The organism is Pseudomonas oryzae (genome assembly GCF_900104805.1).
In the GTDB taxonomy this organism is placed as follows: Bacteria; Pseudomonadota; Gammaproteobacteria; order Pseudomonadales; family Pseudomonadaceae; genus Geopseudomonas; species Geopseudomonas oryzae.
This window is the reverse complement of sequence record NZ_LT629751.1, coordinates 4,282,392-4,298,119: the sequence shown is the minus strand read 5'-3', so window position 1 is coordinate 4,298,119 and position 15,728 is coordinate 4,282,392. Positions and strand designations below refer to the sequence as shown.

The 15,728-nt window shown below is 68.8% G+C and carries 15 protein-coding genes; 4 read left to right on the top strand and 11 right to left on the bottom strand.

The window, feature by feature from the left end:
* The gene (gene nuoN, locus BLT78_RS19585) at window positions 1–1,464 is read left to right on the top strand and encodes an NADH-quinone oxidoreductase subunit NuoN (RefSeq protein ID WP_090351585.1); all 1,464 of its coding nucleotides are present in this window, start codon (window positions 1–3) and stop codon (window positions 1,462–1,464) included.
* A 191-nt stretch (window positions 1,465–1,655) separates the two neighbouring features.
* On the opposite strand, the gene BLT78_RS19580 is transcribed toward nuoN, so the two are convergent.
* The 5 genes from BLT78_RS19580 to rplU form a co-directional block, all read right to left on the bottom strand.
* Window positions 1,656–2,132, bottom strand: a complete 477-nt coding sequence (locus BLT78_RS19580) for a CreA family protein (RefSeq protein ID WP_090351584.1) — start codon at window positions 2,130–2,132, stop codon at window positions 1,656–1,658.
* An 8-nt stretch (window positions 2,133–2,140) separates the two neighbouring features.
* The gene (proB, locus tag BLT78_RS19575) at window positions 2,141–3,259 is read right to left on the bottom strand and encodes a glutamate 5-kinase (RefSeq protein WP_090352428.1); all 1,119 of its coding nucleotides are present in this window, start codon (window positions 3,257–3,259) and stop codon (window positions 2,141–2,143) included.
* Window positions 3,260–3,316: 57 nt separating this feature from the next.
* The gene (gene cgtA / locus BLT78_RS19570) at window positions 3,317–4,534 is read right to left on the bottom strand and encodes an Obg family GTPase CgtA (protein ID WP_090351583.1); all 1,218 of its coding nucleotides are present in this window, start codon (window positions 4,532–4,534) and stop codon (window positions 3,317–3,319) included.
* 97 nt (window positions 4,535–4,631) lie between these two features.
* A complete protein-coding gene (gene rpmA, locus BLT78_RS19565; protein ID WP_090351582.1) occupies window positions 4,632–4,889 on the bottom strand; it encodes a 50S ribosomal protein L27 in 258 nt (85 codons plus the stop codon).
* Between the two features lie 29 nt (window positions 4,890–4,918).
* A complete protein-coding gene (gene rplU, locus BLT78_RS19560; RefSeq protein WP_090351580.1) occupies window positions 4,919–5,230 on the bottom strand; it encodes a 50S ribosomal protein L21 in 312 nt (103 codons plus the stop codon).
* A gap of 240 nt (window positions 5,231–5,470) precedes the next feature.
* Between rplU and BLT78_RS19555 the strand changes: the two genes are divergently transcribed.
* Entirely contained in the window at window positions 5,471–6,439 is a 969-nt protein-coding gene (locus tag BLT78_RS19555) for a polyprenyl synthetase family protein (protein ID WP_090351578.1), read from the top strand.
* Window positions 6,440–6,528: 89 nt separating this feature from the next.
* Here BLT78_RS19555 and BLT78_RS19550 read toward each other — a convergent pair whose 3' ends face one another.
* The 4 genes from BLT78_RS19550 to BLT78_RS19535 form a co-directional block, all read right to left on the bottom strand.
* A complete protein-coding gene (locus BLT78_RS19550) occupies window positions 6,529–7,146 on the bottom strand; it encodes an FKBP-type peptidyl-prolyl cis-trans isomerase (RefSeq protein WP_090351576.1) in 618 nt (205 codons plus the stop codon).
* A 76-nt stretch (window positions 7,147–7,222) separates the two neighbouring features.
* Window positions 7,223–7,717, bottom strand: coding sequence for a TIGR00645 family protein (locus BLT78_RS19545; RefSeq protein ID WP_090351575.1), 495 nt, complete (start codon window positions 7,715–7,717; stop codon window positions 7,223–7,225).
* A gap of 162 nt (window positions 7,718–7,879) precedes the next feature.
* Window positions 7,880–8,215 (bottom strand): PA4575 family protein, encoded by a 336-nt coding sequence (locus BLT78_RS19540; protein ID WP_090351573.1) that lies wholly within the window; start codon window positions 8,213–8,215, stop codon window positions 7,880–7,882.
* A gap of 181 nt (window positions 8,216–8,396) precedes the next feature.
* Complete coding sequence (locus tag BLT78_RS19535) at window positions 8,397–10,865, bottom strand: Lon protease family protein (protein WP_090351571.1); 2,469 nt, start codon at window positions 10,863–10,865, stop codon at window positions 8,397–8,399.
* Between the two features lie 257 nt (window positions 10,866–11,122).
* Between BLT78_RS19535 and BLT78_RS19530 the strand changes: the two genes are divergently transcribed.
* Window positions 11,123–11,623, top strand: coding sequence for a GreA/GreB family elongation factor (locus BLT78_RS19530; RefSeq protein ID WP_090351569.1), 501 nt, complete (start codon window positions 11,123–11,125; stop codon window positions 11,621–11,623).
* 16 nt (window positions 11,624–11,639) lie between these two features.
* Here the strand turns inward: BLT78_RS19530 and BLT78_RS19525 are convergent, their stop codons facing one another.
* Window positions 11,640–11,969, bottom strand: a complete 330-nt coding sequence (locus BLT78_RS19525) for a TraR/DksA family transcriptional regulator (RefSeq protein ID WP_090351568.1) — start codon at window positions 11,967–11,969, stop codon at window positions 11,640–11,642.
* 230 nt (window positions 11,970–12,199) lie between these two features.
* Here BLT78_RS19525 and BLT78_RS19520 point away from each other — a divergent pair, with 230 nt between their 5' ends.
* A complete protein-coding gene (locus BLT78_RS19520) occupies window positions 12,200–13,864 on the top strand; it encodes a GGDEF domain-containing response regulator (RefSeq protein WP_090351566.1) in 1,665 nt (554 codons plus the stop codon).
* Window positions 13,865–13,923: 59 nt separating this feature from the next.
* On the opposite strand, the gene ettA is transcribed toward BLT78_RS19520, so the two are convergent.
* Window positions 13,924–15,588 carry an energy-dependent translational throttle protein EttA gene (gene ettA, locus BLT78_RS19515; protein WP_090351565.1) on the bottom strand — a complete coding sequence of 555 codons (1,665 nt, stop codon included), beginning with the start codon at window positions 15,586–15,588 and terminating at the stop codon, window positions 13,924–13,926.
* Window positions 15,589–15,728: the final 140 nt, after the last annotated feature.

Here is a 15,728-nt window from a genome sequence, read left to right as displayed (position 1 = left end):
ATGGAATTCACCACTCAACACCTGACCGCCCTGCTGCCGCTGCTGATCACCGGCGCTACCACCGTCGTGGTGATGCTGGCGATCGCCTGGAAGCGTCACCACGGGCAGACCTTCCTGCTCTCGGTGGCCGGCCTCAACCTGGCCCTGCTGGCGCTCATCCCGGCCCTCGGCGTCGCCCCGCTGGAGGTGACCCCGCTGCTGCGCATCGACAACTTCGCCTGCTACTACCAGGCGGTGATCCTCGCCGCCACCCTGGCCTGCATCACCCTGACCCACGCCTACCTGGGCGGTGCGTCGGGCAAGGGCTACCCGGGCAACCGCGAGGAGCTGTACCTGCTGATGCTGCTGGCCTGCGCCGGCGGCCAGGTGCTGGTCAGCGCGCAGCATCTGGCCGGCCTGTTCATCGGCCTGGAGCTGCTGTCGGTGCCGACCTACGGCCTGATCGCCTACGCCTTCTTCAACCGCCGCTCGCTGGAGGCCGGCATCAAGTACATGGTGCTGTCGGCCGCAGGCAGCGCCTTCCTGCTGTTCGGCATGGCCCTGCTGTACGCCGACGCCGGCAGCCTGAGCTTCGCCGCCATCGGCACCAGCCTGGCCGCCAGCGGCGAGGCACCCAGCCAGCTGGCGCAGATCGGCGTCGGCATGATGCTGATCGGCCTGGCCTTCAAGCTGTCGCTGGCGCCCTTCCACCTGTGGACCCCGGACGTCTACGAGGGCGCGCCGGCGCCGGTGTCGGCGTTCCTCGCCACCGCCAGCAAGGTGGCCGTGTTCGCCGTGCTGCTGCGCCTGTACCAGGTGTCGCCGGCCTTCGCCGACGGCTGGCTGGGCCAGTTGCTGAGCCTGCTGGCGATCGCCTCGATCCTGGTCGGCAACCTGCTGGCGCTGCTGCAGAACAACCTCAAGCGCCTGCTCGGCTACTCGTCGATCGCCCACTTCGGCTACCTGCTGGTGGCGCTGATCGCCAGCAAGGGCCTGGCCAGCGAGGCCATCGGCGTCTACCTGTTCACTTACGTGCTGACCAGCCTGGGCGCCTTCGGCGTGATCACCCTGATGTCCACTCCGTACCAGGGCCGCGACACCGACGCGCTGTTCGAGTACCGCGGCCTGTTCTGGCGTCGCCCGTACCTGACCGCGGTGCTGGCGGTGATGATGCTGTCGCTGGCCGGCATCCCGCTGACCGGTGGCTTCATCGGCAAGTTCTTCGTCATCGCCGCCGGCGTGCAGGCGCAGCTGTGGTGGCTGCTCGGCGCGCTGATCCTCGGCAGCGCCATCGCCGTGTACTACTACCTGCGGGTGATGGTCAGCCTGTTCCTGGTCGAACCCAGCCTGCAGCGCCGCGACGCGCCGCAGCACTGGGCGCAGCAGACCGGCGGCATCATGCTGCTGGCGGTGGCCGGCCTGACCCTGCTGCTCGGCGTCTACCCGCAGCCGCTGCTGGCGCTGGTGCAACAAGCCGGCTTCTGAACCGGACTGCGGACGTGAAAAAGCCGGTCGGGTCGCCCCGACCGGCTTTTTTGTTGCCGCGCCTGCGTAGGGTGGGTTAGCCGCGCAGCGGCGTAACCCAGCATCGATGCCGCCAGGCATCGCCATGGCCGGGCTGCTGGCCCACTCGGTGGGTTACGGCCTGCGGCCTAACCCACCCTACAGTCACGGAATCAGTCAGCCGCCTTTGGCCAGGGCAGGATCGGGATGGCGGTCACCGAGTTCTGCGGGCTGCCCTCGATCACCCGGTCGCTGTAGACCATGTACACCAGCGTATTGCGCTTCTGGTCGAAAAAGCGCACCACCTGCATGGTCTTGAACACCAGCGAGGTGCGCTCCTTGAACACCTCCTCGCCATCCTCGAAGCGCTCGAGGAAGCGGATCGGACCGACCTGGCGGCAGGCGATCGACGCCTCGGCGCGGTCCTCGGCCAGCCCCAGGCCGCCCTTGATGCCGCCGGTCTTGGCCCGCGACAGATAGCAGGTCACCCCCTCCACCTTGGGATCGTCGAACGCCTCGACGACGATCTTGTGGTTGGGGCCGATCAGCTTGAACACCGTCGACACCTCGCCGATGGTCTCGGCCTGGGCGCCGGCGGCGAGCAGCGCCAGGGCGGCGGCCAGCGGCTGGAGCAGCGTCCTCGCGATCATGCGCGTCCTCACACCAGCACCAGGTTGTCGCGGTGCACCAGCTCGGGCTCCTCGAGGTAGCCGAGCGCCTGCTCGATCGCCTCGGTGCCCAGGCCGATGATGCGTTGGGCATCGCTGGCATTGTAGTTGACCAGCCCGCGCGCCACCTCGCGGCCATCCGGGCCGACGCAGGCGACCATCTCGCCGCGGCGGAAGCTGCCCTCCACCGCGGTGACGCCGACCGGCAGCAGGCTCTTGCGCTGCTCGACCAGCGCGCGCACCGCGCCGGCGTCGAGAGTCAGGGTGCCGCGCATCTGCAGGTGACCGGCCAGCCACTGCTTGCGCGCGGCATGCCGGCCGCGTTCGGGGGTCAGCAGGGTACCGAGGCGCTCGCCGCCCTTGAGGCGGTCGAGCACCTGCTCGATGCGTCCGCCGACGATGATGGTGTTGGCCCCGGAGCGTGCGGCCAGACGCGCGGCGCGCAGCTTGGTCTGCATGCCGCCGCGGCCCAGCGCCCCGCCGGTGCCGCCGGCCACCGCGTCGAGCGACGGATCGTCGGCACGCGCCTCGAAGATCAGCTGGGCGTCGGGGTTGTGGCGCGGATCGGCGTCGAACATGCCGTCGCGGTCGGTGAGGATCACCAGCAGGTCGGCCTCGACCAGGTTGGCGACCAGCGCGGCCAGGGTGTCGTTGTCACCGAAGCGGATCTCGTCGGTGACCACAGTGTCGTTCTCGTTGATCACCGGGATCACGCCGAGATCGACCAGGGTGCGCAGGGTGCTGCGCGCATTGAGGTAGCGCTTGCGGTCGGAGAGGTCGTCGTGGGTCAGCAGCACCTGGGCGGTCTGCAGACCGTGCTCGGCGAAGCTCGATTCCCAGGCCTGCACCAGGCCCATCTGACCGACCGCGGCGGCGGCCTGCAGCTCGTGGATGGTGCTAGGTCGCTCGTTCCAGCCCAGCCGGCTCATGCCCGCCGCCACGGCGCCGGAAGACACCAGCACCAGCTCCACCCCGGCGCGCCGCAGCGCCACCATCTGCTCGACCCACACCGCCATGGCGCCGCGGTCGAGCCCCCGGCCGTCGGCGGTCAGCAGCGCACTGCCGATCTTCACCACCCAGCGGCGGGCCTTGCTCACCTTCTCACGCATGTTCTGCAACCTTGCACTCGGGCTCGAGGGGCCGGACGGCCCCTCCTGTCACGGACTTCAGCGGACGTAGAAGATCTCCGGACCGTCCTCGTCGTCCTCGTCGTCGAAGTCGTCTTCGTCGTATTCCTCGTCGGCGCTGCGTACCCCGGCTCGGCGCAGGGCGCGGGCGTCGTCGAGTTCCTGCAGACGGGCGCGGGCCTCGTCCTCGATGCGCTGATCCAGTTCGGCGGCGGCCTCGGCGAATGCCGGTTCCTCGGCCAGACGCTGGGTGCGCGCGTCGATGTAGTTCATGATATCGCCGCACAGGCGCTCGGTACCTTCGCGCTCCAGGGCGGAGATCACATACACCGGGCCCTGCCAGTTCAGGCGTTCGATCACCTGGCGCATGCGCGCCTCACGCTCCTCGTCGAGCAGCTGGTCGGCCTTGTTCAGCACCAGCCAGCGGTCGCGCTCGGTGAGCGCCGGACTGAAGCGGCCCAGCTCCTTGATGATCGCCTCGGCGGCATCGGCCGGGTCGGAATCGTCCAGCGGCGCCATGTCCACGAGGTGCAGCAGCAGGCGGGTACGCGCCAGGTGCTTGAGGAAGCGGATACCGAGACCGGCGCCGTCGGAAGCGCCCTCGATCAGGCCGGGAATGTCGGCGATCACGAAGCTCTTCAGGCGACCGACGCTGACCACACCGAGGTTGGGCACCAGGGTGGTGAACGGGTAGTCGGCGACCTTCGGCTTGGCCGCGGACACCGCGCGGATCAGAGTGCTTTTGCCGGCGTTGGGCATGCCGAGCAGGCCGACGTCGGCCAGCACCTTGAGCTCCAGCTTGAGGTCGCGCGCCTCGCCCGGCTTGCCCGGCGAGGTCTGCCGCGGCGCGCGGTTGGTGCTGGTCTTGTAGCGGGTGTTGCCCAGACCGTGCCAGCCGCCCTTGGCCACCAGCAGACGCTGACCATCGACGGTCAGGTCGCCGATGATCTCCTGGGTACCGGCATCGATCACCGTGGTGCCGACCGGCACCGGCAGGGTGAGATCCTCGCCCTTGGCGCCGGTGCAGTCCTTGCTGCGGCCGTTCTGGCCACGCTGGGCCTGGAAGCGACGGGTGTAGCGGTAGTCCACCAGGGTGTTGAGGTTGCTGTCGGCCTGCAGGTAGACCGAACCGCCATCACCGCCATCGCCGCCGTCCGGACCGCCCATGGGCATGAATTTTTCACGACGGAAGCTCAGGCAACCGTTGCCGCCGTCGCCGGCCTGCACGTGAATGGATACTTCATCGACGAATTTCATTGGGCAATGCCTCCCGCGCCTGGCGGGTCATGAAAACTGGGATATTACAAACAAAAAAGCCCTGTCGGCAGACAGGGCTTTTTCTGCAAGCGCGTGATCAGTTGGCCACGATGCTCACGTATTTGCGACCGAAGGCACCCTTGGTCTCGAACTTCACCACGCCGTCAACCTTGGCGAACAGGGTGTGGTCCTTGCCCATGCCAACGCCGTAGCCGGCGTGGAACTTGGTGCCGCGCTGACGCACGAGGATGTTGCCGGCAACGACAGCCTGGCTGCCGAACATCTTCACGCCAAGGCGTTTACTTTCGGAATCGCGGCCGTTACGGGTAGAACCGCCAGCTTTTTTGTGTGCCATGAGTCAATACTCCGGTAAAAAGAAGGGGATCAGGCCTGGATGCCGGTGATCTTGATTTCAGTGAACCACTGGCGGTGGCCCTGACGCTTCATGTGGTGCTTGCGGCGGCGGAACTTGATGATGCGCACCTTGTCGTGACGGCCCTGGGCGATCACTTCGGCGGTCACCTTGGCGCCTTCGACGACCGGAGCACCGATCTTGACGTCGTCGCCGTTGCCGACCAGCAGCACCTTGTCGAAAGCAACGCTTTCACCGGTGGCTACGTCGAGCTTCTCGATCTTGAGGAATTCGCCTTCAGCGACTTTGTACTGCTTGCCGCCGGTAACAATTACTGCGTACATGGAATGTCTCCGTTAGACCTGCTCACCTGGCGCTTTGGTGGAGGAGTTATTGGCCAGCATGGCTGCAGCGCGCCGGAAGGGTCGCCACTGCATTGCGTAAGGCAGGGAATGCCAGGGAAGTTCGGGCCGGCGATTGTACGCAAAGCCGCCGCCCCAGGCAAGTGCGACCCTGGCTTGCCTTGACAGTGCCGGACCCGGCACCTAGCATGCCGCGCAACTAGAGAGGAGCCCTGTCAGCTGATGCAACCCCAGGCCTTTTACCGCGTGGTGGCGGACGACTTCACCGCCGTCGACGGCATCATTCGCCGCCAGCTCGCCTCCCGCGTCCCCCTGGTGGAGAAGATCGGCGACTATATCACCTCGGCCGGCGGCAAGCGCCTGCGCCCGCTGCTGGTCCTGCTGGCCGGCAATGCCCTGGGCGCGCGCGGCGAACGGCTCAACCTGCTGGCCGCGACCATCGAGTTCCTGCACACCGCCACCCTGCTGCACGACGACGTGGTCGACAAGTCCGGCATGCGCCGCGGCCGCTCCACCGCCAACGCACTGTGGGGCAACGCACCCAGCGTGCTGGTCGGCGACTTCCTCTATGCGCGCTCCTTCGAGATGCTGGTCGAGCTCGGCGAGCTGCCGGTGATGCAGACCCTGGCCAACGCCACCCGGGTGATCGCCGAAGGCGAGGTGCTGCAGCTGTCGAAGATCCGCGACGCCAGCACCACCGAAGAGATCTACATGGAGGTCATCCGCGGCAAGACCGCGATGCTGTTCGAGGCCTCCACCCACAGCGCCGCCCAGCTGGCCGGCGCCAGCGTCGAACAGGCCGCCGCCCTGCGCACCTTCGGCGACGCCCTCGGCATCGCCTTCCAGCTGGTCGACGACCTGCTCGACTACCGTGGCGACGCCGCCACCCTGGGCAAGAACGTCGGCGACGACCTCGCCGAAGGCAAGCCGACCCTGCCGCTGATCTACACCATGCGCGAAGGTACGGCCGAGCAGGCCGCCCTGGTGCGCAAGGCCATCCAGCAGGGCGGCATCGAAGACCTGGAGAGCATCCGCGCCGCCGTGGAAGCCGCCGGTGCCCTCGACTACACCGCTCGCCAGGCGCGCGACTACGCCGCCCGCGCCATCGCCAGCCTCGGCGCCCTGCCGCCCAGCGAGTATCGCGATGCGCTGGTGGAACTGACCGAGTTTGCGGTCGCCCGCACCCACTGAGTTTTCCGCACACGACAAAACGCCCGTCCGGCCTGGCCGCGACGGGCGTTTTTCGTTGCCCGCGCCGGCGGCGCGGGCAACCGAGCGCCTTACAGGATGTCCAGCAGCTCGACGTCGAACACCAGCACGCTGTGCGGCGGGATGCTGCCGACGGCCTGGGCGCCGTAGGCCAGCTCGCTCGGCACGTGCAGGCGCCACTTGCTGCCGGCGTTCATCAGCTGCAGGGCCTCGACCCAGCCCGGGATCACCCCGCCGACCGGGAATTCGGCAGGCGCGCCGCGCTCGTAGGAACTGTCGAACACGGTGCCGTCGATCAGGGTGCCGTGATAGTGGGTACGCACCTGGTCGTCGACGCCCGGCTTGGCGCCCTCGCCGGCAACCAGTACCTCGTACTGCAGGCCGGAAGCCAGCACGGTGACGCCCGCGCGCTTGGCGTTCTCGGCCAGGTAGTCGCGACCGGCAGCGGCGGCCGCTTCGGCCTTGGCGGCCTGCTCGGCCTGCATGCGCTCGCGGATCACCCGGAAGCTGGCGGTCAGCTGGTCGTCCGGCACGCGGCTGTCGGCGCCGCCGAAGGCGTCAGCCAGGCCGGCGAGGATGGCGTCGAGGGTCACGCCGGGCGGCGGGTTGTCGCGCAGTTGACCGCCGAGCTGGCGACCGATGCCGTAGCTGACACGGGCTTCGTCGGTGGAAAGGTCGAGTTGGGCCATGGGAACTCCAGGCAAGGGGGGAAAAAGGCCGGCTAGACTAGCACAACCACCCCGCGCGCGGCGCGCACCCGGCGGCTCAGTGACTGTGCTTGGTCAGTTTGTCCACGTAGGCCATGGCGAACGCCGAGGCCACGAAGGTCATGTGGATGATCACGTACCACAGCAGCTTGTCGTTGGCGATCTTCTGCGCGTCCATGAACATGCGCAGCAGATGGATCGAGGAGATCGCCACGATCGACGAGGCCACCTTGAGCTTGAGCGAGCCGGCGTCCATCTTGCCCAGCCAGTCGAGCTTCTCCTTGCCCTCGGCGATGTCCAGCTGGGAGACGAAGTTCTCGTAGCCGGAGAACATCACCATCACCAGCAGGCCGCCGACCAGCGCCATGTCGATCATCGACAGCAGCATGAGGATCAGCTCGGCCTCGGCCATCTCGAACACGTGCGGCAGGACGTGGAAGACTTCCTGGAAGAACTTCAGGGCCAGCGCCAGCAGCGCCAGCGACAGGCCCAGGTAGATCGGCGCCAGCAGCCAGCGCGCGGCGTACATGGTGGATTCGATGAGTCGTTCCATGAGGGGAAGCACAGCAGTGACCTAGGGAGCGCGGAGTATACCGGCCAGCCCCGGGCCGCGGCAGTCCGCGATGCCTGCGAACCTGTGGATAACCTTGTGGATGAGCCTGGAATGAAAGGTGCCGGCTGGCGTCTGCTCGCGAGCCGGCGCAGACCGCCGGCCTCAGGGCACCCAGCGGAAATCGCCGGCGGGGTGGCCGCGTCCGGCGTTCTGCCGGCGCAGTTCGGCCTGCATGTGCAGGCACCAGATCGACGGCTCGTCGACGTTGCGGTAACCCTGGCCGCGCAGGTTGTCGATGATCTCGCCCAGTACGGCTTGCGCCTCGGCGAGGCCGTGGAACGGCCCTTGCGCCTTGACCGCCGAGGGCTGGGCGGCATCCAGGCCGGCCGCGCACAGCAGGGTCCACAGTCCCTGCCCGCCGGCCAGAGGATGGATCGCGCATTCGATGCGGGTGACGACTCCCGGGCTGCGCCGGGTCAGACAGAAGTGACGCGACATGGCGACGCTCCTTTCGAGGACCTGTATTGATCCTAGTCGGATGGCGTCGCCATGGAAAGTCGCAGTTATCCCCGCGATCTGTGGATAACCTTGTGCATGCCGCGGGGGCAGCGCGGCCGGAGGCACAGGCGGCGCCCCCGGCGCGCGGCTGGACGAAAAATCGCCAGCCGCCGGGGCCGGGTCAGCGGCGCAGGCGACGCGCCTGGCCGGACTGCGCGATGGCCGGAGCCGCCTCGGCCTTGGCGGGGGCGACCTTGGCCGCCTCGCTCTCCTCCTCGTCCTCCGTCTCGATCTCGGCGATCTCGCGCAGGCGCTCGACCACCCGCGCATTGACGCAGCCGGCGGGGAACTGGCCGCACTCGTCCGGCGCCCCGGCGGCCTCGCCGACCAGCAGGCTGAGCGCCTCGTCCACCGTGCGCACGGCGTAGACGTTGAACAGGCCGCCGCGTACCGCCTGGATCACCCGCTCGTCGAGCATCAGGTTGCCGACGTTGGCGTGCGGGATGATCACCCCCTGCTCGCCGCTGAGGCCGCGCGCCTCGCAGAGACGGAAGAAGCCCTCGATCTTCTCGTTGACCCCGCCGACCGCCTGCACCTCGCCGAACTGGTTGATCGAGCCGGTGATGGCGAAGCACTGCTTGAGCGGGGTGCGCGACAGCGCCGAGATCAGCGCGCACACCTCGCCGAGCGAGGCGCTGTCGCCGTCGACGTAGCCGTAGGACTGCTCGAGGGCGATGCTCGCCGAGATCTCCAGGGGGAACTCCTGGGCGTAGCGGCTGCCCAGGTAGCCGGTGAGGATCATCACCCCCTTGGAGTGGATCGGCTGGCCGAGGCTGACCTCGCGCTCGATGTCGACGATGCCCGAGCCGCCCGGATAGACGGTGGCGGAGATGCGCGCCGGCACGCCGAACGCCGAGTCGCCGACCTCCAGCACGGTCAGGCCGTTGCACTTGCCCATGGCCGCGCCGCTGGTGTCGATGAGGATCACCCCGGCGAGCATGTCGTCGAGGATGCGCGCCGACACCCGGCCGGTGCGCGTGGCCTTGGCCTTGAGGGCGCGCTCGATGTGGCCGACGTCGGTCAGCGTTTCACCGGCCAGCTGGCGGATGAAGTCGGCCTCGCTGACCAGCTGGAACAGGTCGCCGATGCGCGCCGACAGACGTCCCTGGTGCTCGGCCAGGCGCGCGCTGTAGGTGGCCAGGCGCGCCACCGCATCGCTGGACAGCGGCGCCAGGCCCTCCTCGGAGGTGCGCGTCTTCAACAGCTGGGCGAACTGCTCGAGGCTGTCCTCGACCAGCGGGATGTCCTCGTCGAAGTCGGCGAGCACGCGGAACAGCTCCTGGAAGTCGGGGTCCAGCTCCTGCAGCGCGTAGTAGACCTGACGCGAGCCGACGATCACCACCTTGACCTGCAGCGGAATCACCTGCGGGGTCAGGGTGACGGTGGCGATGCGGCCGAGTTCGGCCAGCGGCGATTCCATCTTCAGCTGACGCGAGTGCAGGGCGCGCTTGAGCGCGTCCCAGACGAACGGCTCGGACAGCAGCTTCTCCGCCTCGAGGATCAGGAAGCCGCCGTTGGCGCGGTGCAAAGCGCCGGGGCGCAGCTGGCGATAGCTGGTGTACAGCGCGCCCTGCTCTGAACTGTACTCGATGCGGCCGAACAGGTTGTCGTAGGTCGGGTGCGGCTCGAACACCACCGGCGCGCCGCCGTCGAGGGCGTGACCGACCACCAGGCTCGGGCTGTAGAACTCCACCAGCGCCAGGCGCTTCTGCGCGTCCGGCCGGTTGTCCTCGACCAGCTGGTCGACCACCGTCTTCAGCAGGTTGACCTGCACCGCCTGCAGCCAGGCGCAGACCCCGGCGTTGTCGGCGTACTTCTCCGACAGCGGCGTGAGCAGCGGCGCCAACGCCAAGGTGATGGTCTCCTCGTTGAGCTGCCGCAGCAGGTTGCTCGACTCGCGCTTCCACTGCGGCAGGCCGGCCAGCTCCTCGTTGAGGCGCTCCTCCAGCTCGGCGATGTCGTCATGGAAGCGCTCGCGCTCGGCTTCCGGCAGCTGGGCGAACTCGGCCTCGTCGAGTGCCTTGCCATCCTTCATCGGCGTGAAGGCGATGTTGGCGCTGTCGCGGTACAGGGCGACGTCCTTCTCCAGGGCCAGCTTCTCGATCACGTCGAGGGCGCGGTCGTAACGCTGGTTGAAGCCGCGATCGATGGCGTTCTTCTTCTGCTGGTAGGTGGGCGTCTCGAAGGCCGCCGGGAAGGTGGCCAGCAGGTTGTCGATCAGTTGCTCGACGTCGGCCATCAGCCCCTGCGCGCGCCCCGAGGGCAGGCGCAGCGCGCGCGGCTCGCGCGGATCGTCGAAGTTGTTGACGTACAGCCAGTCGCACGGCGTCTGCTGGCGCTTGGCCTCGGCCTTGAGGTAGCGGCGCACGAAGGAGAAGCGCCCGGTGCCCGATTCGCCCATGACGAACACGTTGTAGCCGGGGCGCGGCATGGCCACGCCGAACTGCAGGGCGGCGACCGCGCGCTCCTGGCCGAGCACGCCGCGGAACGGCTCGAGTTCGTCGGTGCTGTCGAAGGTCAGCTGTTCGGCGTTGAACTGGCTGCTGAGCCGCTCGGGCGGCAGGCGCAGGGATTGCTGGAAATCGGCCATCAAGGGGTTCCACGAGAGTGACGGGCGGGCGCGGCGGGCGGGCACCGCGCTGCGGCGATCCGCTCGCGCGCCTGGCGCGACCGCGAGCGGACCTGATTGCCGCCGATTGTTGACCCGTCCTCCCCGAATGACAAGAACGAGACCGCCGGGATGAGGCCTCGTGACGACCATCCGGCCGGCCATCCCGCGACGGCGATTGGCGGGCGCCGGCAAACGCGCCACACTCGGAACATGCCCGCTGCTGCAGGAGAACCGCCATGAGCCGAGCCTTCGTCAACGAGGAACTGGCCGCCGAGCAGACCGACCAGCCGGTCGAGCGCAGCGTCAGCGACCAGCCCAACTACGTCACTGCCCACGGTCTGGCGCAGCTCGAAGAGCGTCTGGCCGCGGCTCAGCAGGCGCTGGCCGCCGAACAGGCGCGCGGCGAGGAGGCCGACCGCCAGCACATCGCCGAACTCGAGCGCGACCTGCGCTACCTGCACCAGCGGGTGCAGAGTGCGCTGGTGGTGCCGCCGGCGACCTCGCGCGACCAGGTGCAGATCGGCAGCCGGGTGGCCTTCGCCGATGCCAGGGGCCACGAGCATGAAGTACAGCTGGTCGGCGAGGACGAGGCCGATGCCGCCGCCGGCAAGATCAACTGGGGCTCGCCGCTGGGCCGCGCCCTGCTCGGCGCCGCCCCCGGCGAAGAGGTGGTCTGGCGCCGCCCGGCCGGCGACTGGGTGATCGAGATCCTCGAGATCCTGCCACCGCGCCCGTGAGCCGCGCGGGTGCCGCTCAGTGCGGCTGCCCCGCCGCGCAGCTGGCGCACAGCTCGGCGATCGGCAGCGCCGCCAGGCGCGCCGGCGGGATCGACTCGCCACACAGCCGGCAGGTGCCGTAGCGCCCCGCGGCCAGCCGCTCGCGGGCCTGCGCCACCTGCCGCAGGCCGTCCTCGGCCTCGGCCAGCAGCGCCCGCAGGACATCGTCGTTCTGCCGCTGCACGGCCTGCTCGGCGAATCCCGCCGCGGAGGGGCGCGCCAGGTCGCGGCGGATCGCCTCGGCCCGCGCGGCATATTCGGCGGCCAGGGCTTCGAGGGCGGAACGGGGATCGACAAGGCTGGTCATGCGGACTCTCCGGCGGTCGGGGATGGATTGATTACAGTCTGGACGCTCGCGGCCAGCTTGCACTGATGCCGGTCAACGAAGAATCGGCCGACGAAGGGCAGAATCCGGGGCTCGATTGCCGCCTTTCGGCAACACGACTGCGTTAGACTCGACTGCCCTTCGCTCCGAGGAGCGGGCGAGACGACAACAACGGCGCGGGAGCTGCGCCATCCAGCCAAGGAAAGGGCAACATGACCGGGTCCCAGGCAGTCCAGGGCGCCAGCCTCGAACAGCACTTCATCAGGCGACTGATCCAGCAGGCCCGCCAGGTCCTCGACCTGTGGCAGCGCCTGCAGCACGGCGAGTGGAACGCCCCCTACATGGCCGAGCTGACGGAGGCCGCCCAGCGCCTGGGCGTCACCGCCGAACGCCTGCACCAGGCCGATCACGTGCAGCTGGCCAACGCCATCAGCTGCAGCCTGCAGGCGGTGGCCGCCAATCGCGGCCGCCTGAACAGCACGCTGATCGCCCAGCTCGACGGTCTGATGCAGCGCCTGGCACGCACCGGCCTGCGCCGCGGCGACAGCCTCGACGCCGCCATCCTCAGCCAGCTGCGCAAGCCGATCTACCTGGCCCTGCGCGACCGCGAGCGCAGCCTGCGCCTCGTCCGCCAGCTGGAGTTCTTCGGCTTCACCGCCCTGGCGCTGGACGACGCCGCCGCGCTGCGCCTGGCGCTGGCCCGGCGCCCCCCCGCCGCGCTGATCGTCGAGGTCGACTTCGCCGGCAGCGGCGTCGGCCTGCAGCTGGCCGAGGAAATCCAGCAGGGCCTGGAGCAGCGACTGCCGGTGCTGTTCTTCAGCGAACACGAGGCCGACACCCGCACCCGCCTGGCCGCGGTGCGCGCCGGCGGCCAAGACTTCTTCAGCGGCAGTCTGGATGCCTCGGCGCTGCTCGAGCGCCTCGAGGAGCTGACCCGGGTCAGCCAGCAGGAGCCCTACCGGGTGCTGATCGTCGACGACTCGCGCGCCCAGGCCACCTTCACCGAGCGCATGCTCAACAGCGCCGGCATCATCACCCGCAGCCTCACCGACCCGATCCGCGCCATGGCCGAGCTCGGCGAGTTCCAGCCCGACCTGATCATCCTCGACATGTACATGCCCGAGTGCCTCGGCACCGAGCTGGCCCGGGTGATCCGCCACCACGAGCGCTACGTCAGCGTGCCGATCATCTACCTGTCGGCCGAGGACGACCTCGACAAGCAGCTCAGCGCCATGGGCGAGGGCGGCGACGACTTCCTGACCAAGCCGATCAAGCCGCGCCACCTGATCGCCACCGTGCGCAACCGCGCCGCCCGCGCGCGCAACCTCAAGGCGCGCATGGTGCGCGACAGCCTGACCGGCCTGTACAACCACACCCACATCCTCCAGCTGCTCGAGGATGCCCGCCTGCGCGCCCAACGCGACCAGCAGCCGCTGGCCTTCGCCATGCTCGATATCGACCACTTCAAGCAGGTCAACGACCGCTACGGCCACCCGATGGGCGACCGGGTGATCAAGAGCCTGGCGCTGTTCCTCAAGCAGCGCCTGCGCAAGAGCGACCACATCGGCCGCTACGGCGGCGAGGAGTTCGCCGTGGTGCTGCCGGACACCGATGCCGCCACCGCCGCGCGGGTGCTCGACGAGATCCGTCGGCGCTTCGCCGAGATGAGCTTCCCCGCCCAGCCGCAGGACCTGCACTGCACCTTCAGCGCCGGCGTCGCCCAGCTGCACGACGGCCAGGAAGCCAAGGCATTGGCCAGCGACGCCGACCAGCTGCTGTACCGCGCCAAGCGCAGCGGGCGCAACCGGGTGAGCCAGCACGACGCCGACTGGCCCCTGCACCAGGCGGACGCGCCGGAGCTGGAACGGCTCGGCTGAGGCCGGCAGGCATAAAAAAACGGAGCCCGAGGGCTCCGTTTTTCATGCAGCGCGACCGATCAGGCCAGCTTCTTGTAGCGCACGCGGTGCGGCTGGGCCGCCGCGTCGCCGAGGCGCTTCTTGCGGTCGGCCTCGAACTCGGTGTAGTTGCCTTCGAAGAAGTACACCTTGGCGTCATCCTCGTAGGAGAGGATGTGGGTGGCGATACGGTCGAGGAACCAGCGGTCGTGGGAGATCACGATGGCCGCGCCGGGGAAGTCGAGCAGCGCCTCTTCCAGGGCCCGCAGGGTTTCCACGTCGAGGTCGTTGGACGGTTCGTCGAGCAGCAGCACGTTGCCGCCCTGCTTGAGGGTCAGCGCCAGGTGCAGGCGACCGCGCTCACCACCGGAGAGGTCCTTGACGAACTTCTGCTGGTCGGCGCCCTTGAAGTTGAAGCGCCCGACGTAGCCGCGCGACGGCACCTCGTAGTTGCCGACCTTGATCATGTCGAAGCCGTCGGAGACCTGCTCCCACACGGTCTTGCTGCCGTCGAGGCTGTCGCGGCTCTGGTCGACGCTGGCGATCTGCACGGTCTCGCCGATGTCGATGGTGCCGGCATCCGGCTGCTCCTTGCCGAGGATCATGCGGAACAGGGTCGACTTGCCCGCGCCGTTGCCGCCGATCACACCGACGATGGCGCCCTTGGGCACGCTGAAGCTCAGGTCGTCGATCAGCTGGCGGTCGCCGTAGCCTTTGCACACGCCGTTGAACTCGATGACCTTGTCGCCCAGGCGCGGACCGGCCGGGATGTAGATCTCGTTGGTCTCGCTGCGCTTCTGGAATTCCTGCGACTGCATCTCCTCGAAGCGCTGCAGGCGGGCCTTGGACTTGGCCTGGCGGGCCTTGGCGCCCTGGCGCACCCACTCCAGCTCGGCCTTCATGGCCTTGGCATGGGCGGCTTCGGCCTTGGCCTCCTGGGCCAGGCGGGCGGCCTTGGACTCCAGCCACTGCGAGTAGTTGCCCTCGAAGGGGATGCCCTCGCCGCGGTCCAGTTCGAGGATCCAGCCGGCGACGTTGTCGAGGAAGTAGCGGTCGTGGGTGATCGCCACCACGGTGCCCGGGAAGTCGTGCAGGAAGCGCTCCAGCCAGGCCACCGAGTCGGCGTCCAGGTGGTTGGTCGGCTCGTCCAGCAGCAGCATGTCGGGAGCCGACAGCAGCAGGCGGCACAGCGCCACACGGCGCTTCTCGCCACCGGAGAGGTGCTCGATCTTCGCCTCCCAGGCCGGCAGGCGCAGGGCGTCGGCGGCGACTTCCAGCTGGCGCTCGAGGTTGTGGCCGTCGGCGGCCTGCAGGATCGCCTCCAGCTTGGCCTGCTCGGCGGCCAGCGCGTCGAAGTCGGCGTCCGGCTCGGCGTAGGCGGCGTACACCTCGTCGAGGCGGGCCTGGGCCTGCTTGATCTCGCCCACCGCCTCCTCGACGATCTCGCGCACGCTCTTCTCCGGATCGAGCTGCGGCTCCTGCGGCAGGTAGCCGATCTTGATCCCCGGCATCGGCCGGGCCTCGCCCTCGAACTCGGTGTCCACGCCGGCCATGATGCGCAGCAGGGTCGACTTGCCCGCGCCGTTCAGGCCGAGCACGCCGATCTTCGCGCCGGGGAAGAACGACAGGGAAATGTCCTTGAGAATCTGACGCTTCGGCGGCACGACCTTGCCGAGCCGATGCATGGTGAAAACGTATTGAGCCATGACGGACCTGAATGGTTGACGACGGTGATGGCAAGGCCGTTGGCGAACTCCGCGCCGGGGCCTCGCGCGCGTGGCGCAAAGCTACCCGAATGCGCCGGACAGGGCAAACCGCCGGGACTGGCGGGCCGGGCGCCGCGCCG

Excerpts from the sequence above, each read along its gene's own strand:
- nuoN (WP_090351585.1), top strand. The coding sequence starts at position 1 with ATGGAATTCACCACTCAACACCTGACCGCCCTGCTGCCGCTGCTGATC.
- BLT78_RS19580 (WP_090351584.1), bottom strand. The coding sequence starts at position 2,132 with ATGATCGCGAGGACGCTGCTCCAGCCGCTGGCCGCCGCCCTGGCGCTG.
- proB (WP_090352428.1), bottom strand. The coding sequence starts at position 3,259 with ATGCGTGAGAAGGTGAGCAAGGCCCGCCGCTGGGTGGTGAAGATCGGC.
- cgtA (WP_090351583.1), bottom strand. The coding sequence starts at position 4,534 with ATGAAATTCGTCGATGAAGTATCCATTCACGTGCAGGCCGGCGACGGC.
- rpmA (WP_090351582.1), bottom strand. The coding sequence starts at position 4,889 with ATGGCACACAAAAAAGCTGGCGGTTCTACCCGTAACGGCCGCGATTCC.
- rplU (WP_090351580.1), bottom strand. The coding sequence starts at position 5,230 with ATGTACGCAGTAATTGTTACCGGCGGCAAGCAGTACAAAGTCGCTGAA.
- BLT78_RS19555 (WP_090351578.1), top strand. The coding sequence starts at position 5,471 with ATGCAACCCCAGGCCTTTTACCGCGTGGTGGCGGACGACTTCACCGCC.
- BLT78_RS19550 (WP_090351576.1), bottom strand. The coding sequence starts at position 7,146 with ATGGCCCAACTCGACCTTTCCACCGACGAAGCCCGTGTCAGCTACGGC.
- BLT78_RS19545 (WP_090351575.1), bottom strand. The coding sequence starts at position 7,717 with ATGGAACGACTCATCGAATCCACCATGTACGCCGCGCGCTGGCTGCTG.
- BLT78_RS19540 (WP_090351573.1), bottom strand. The coding sequence starts at position 8,215 with ATGTCGCGTCACTTCTGTCTGACCCGGCGCAGCCCGGGAGTCGTCACC.
- BLT78_RS19535 (WP_090351571.1), bottom strand. The coding sequence starts at position 10,865 with ATGGCCGATTTCCAGCAATCCCTGCGCCTGCCGCCCGAGCGGCTCAGC.
- BLT78_RS19530 (WP_090351569.1), top strand. The coding sequence starts at position 11,123 with ATGAGCCGAGCCTTCGTCAACGAGGAACTGGCCGCCGAGCAGACCGAC.
- BLT78_RS19525 (WP_090351568.1), bottom strand. The coding sequence starts at position 11,969 with ATGACCAGCCTTGTCGATCCCCGTTCCGCCCTCGAAGCCCTGGCCGCC.
- BLT78_RS19520 (WP_090351566.1), top strand. The coding sequence starts at position 12,200 with ATGACCGGGTCCCAGGCAGTCCAGGGCGCCAGCCTCGAACAGCACTTC.
- ettA (WP_090351565.1), bottom strand. The coding sequence starts at position 15,588 with ATGGCTCAATACGTTTTCACCATGCATCGGCTCGGCAAGGTCGTGCCG.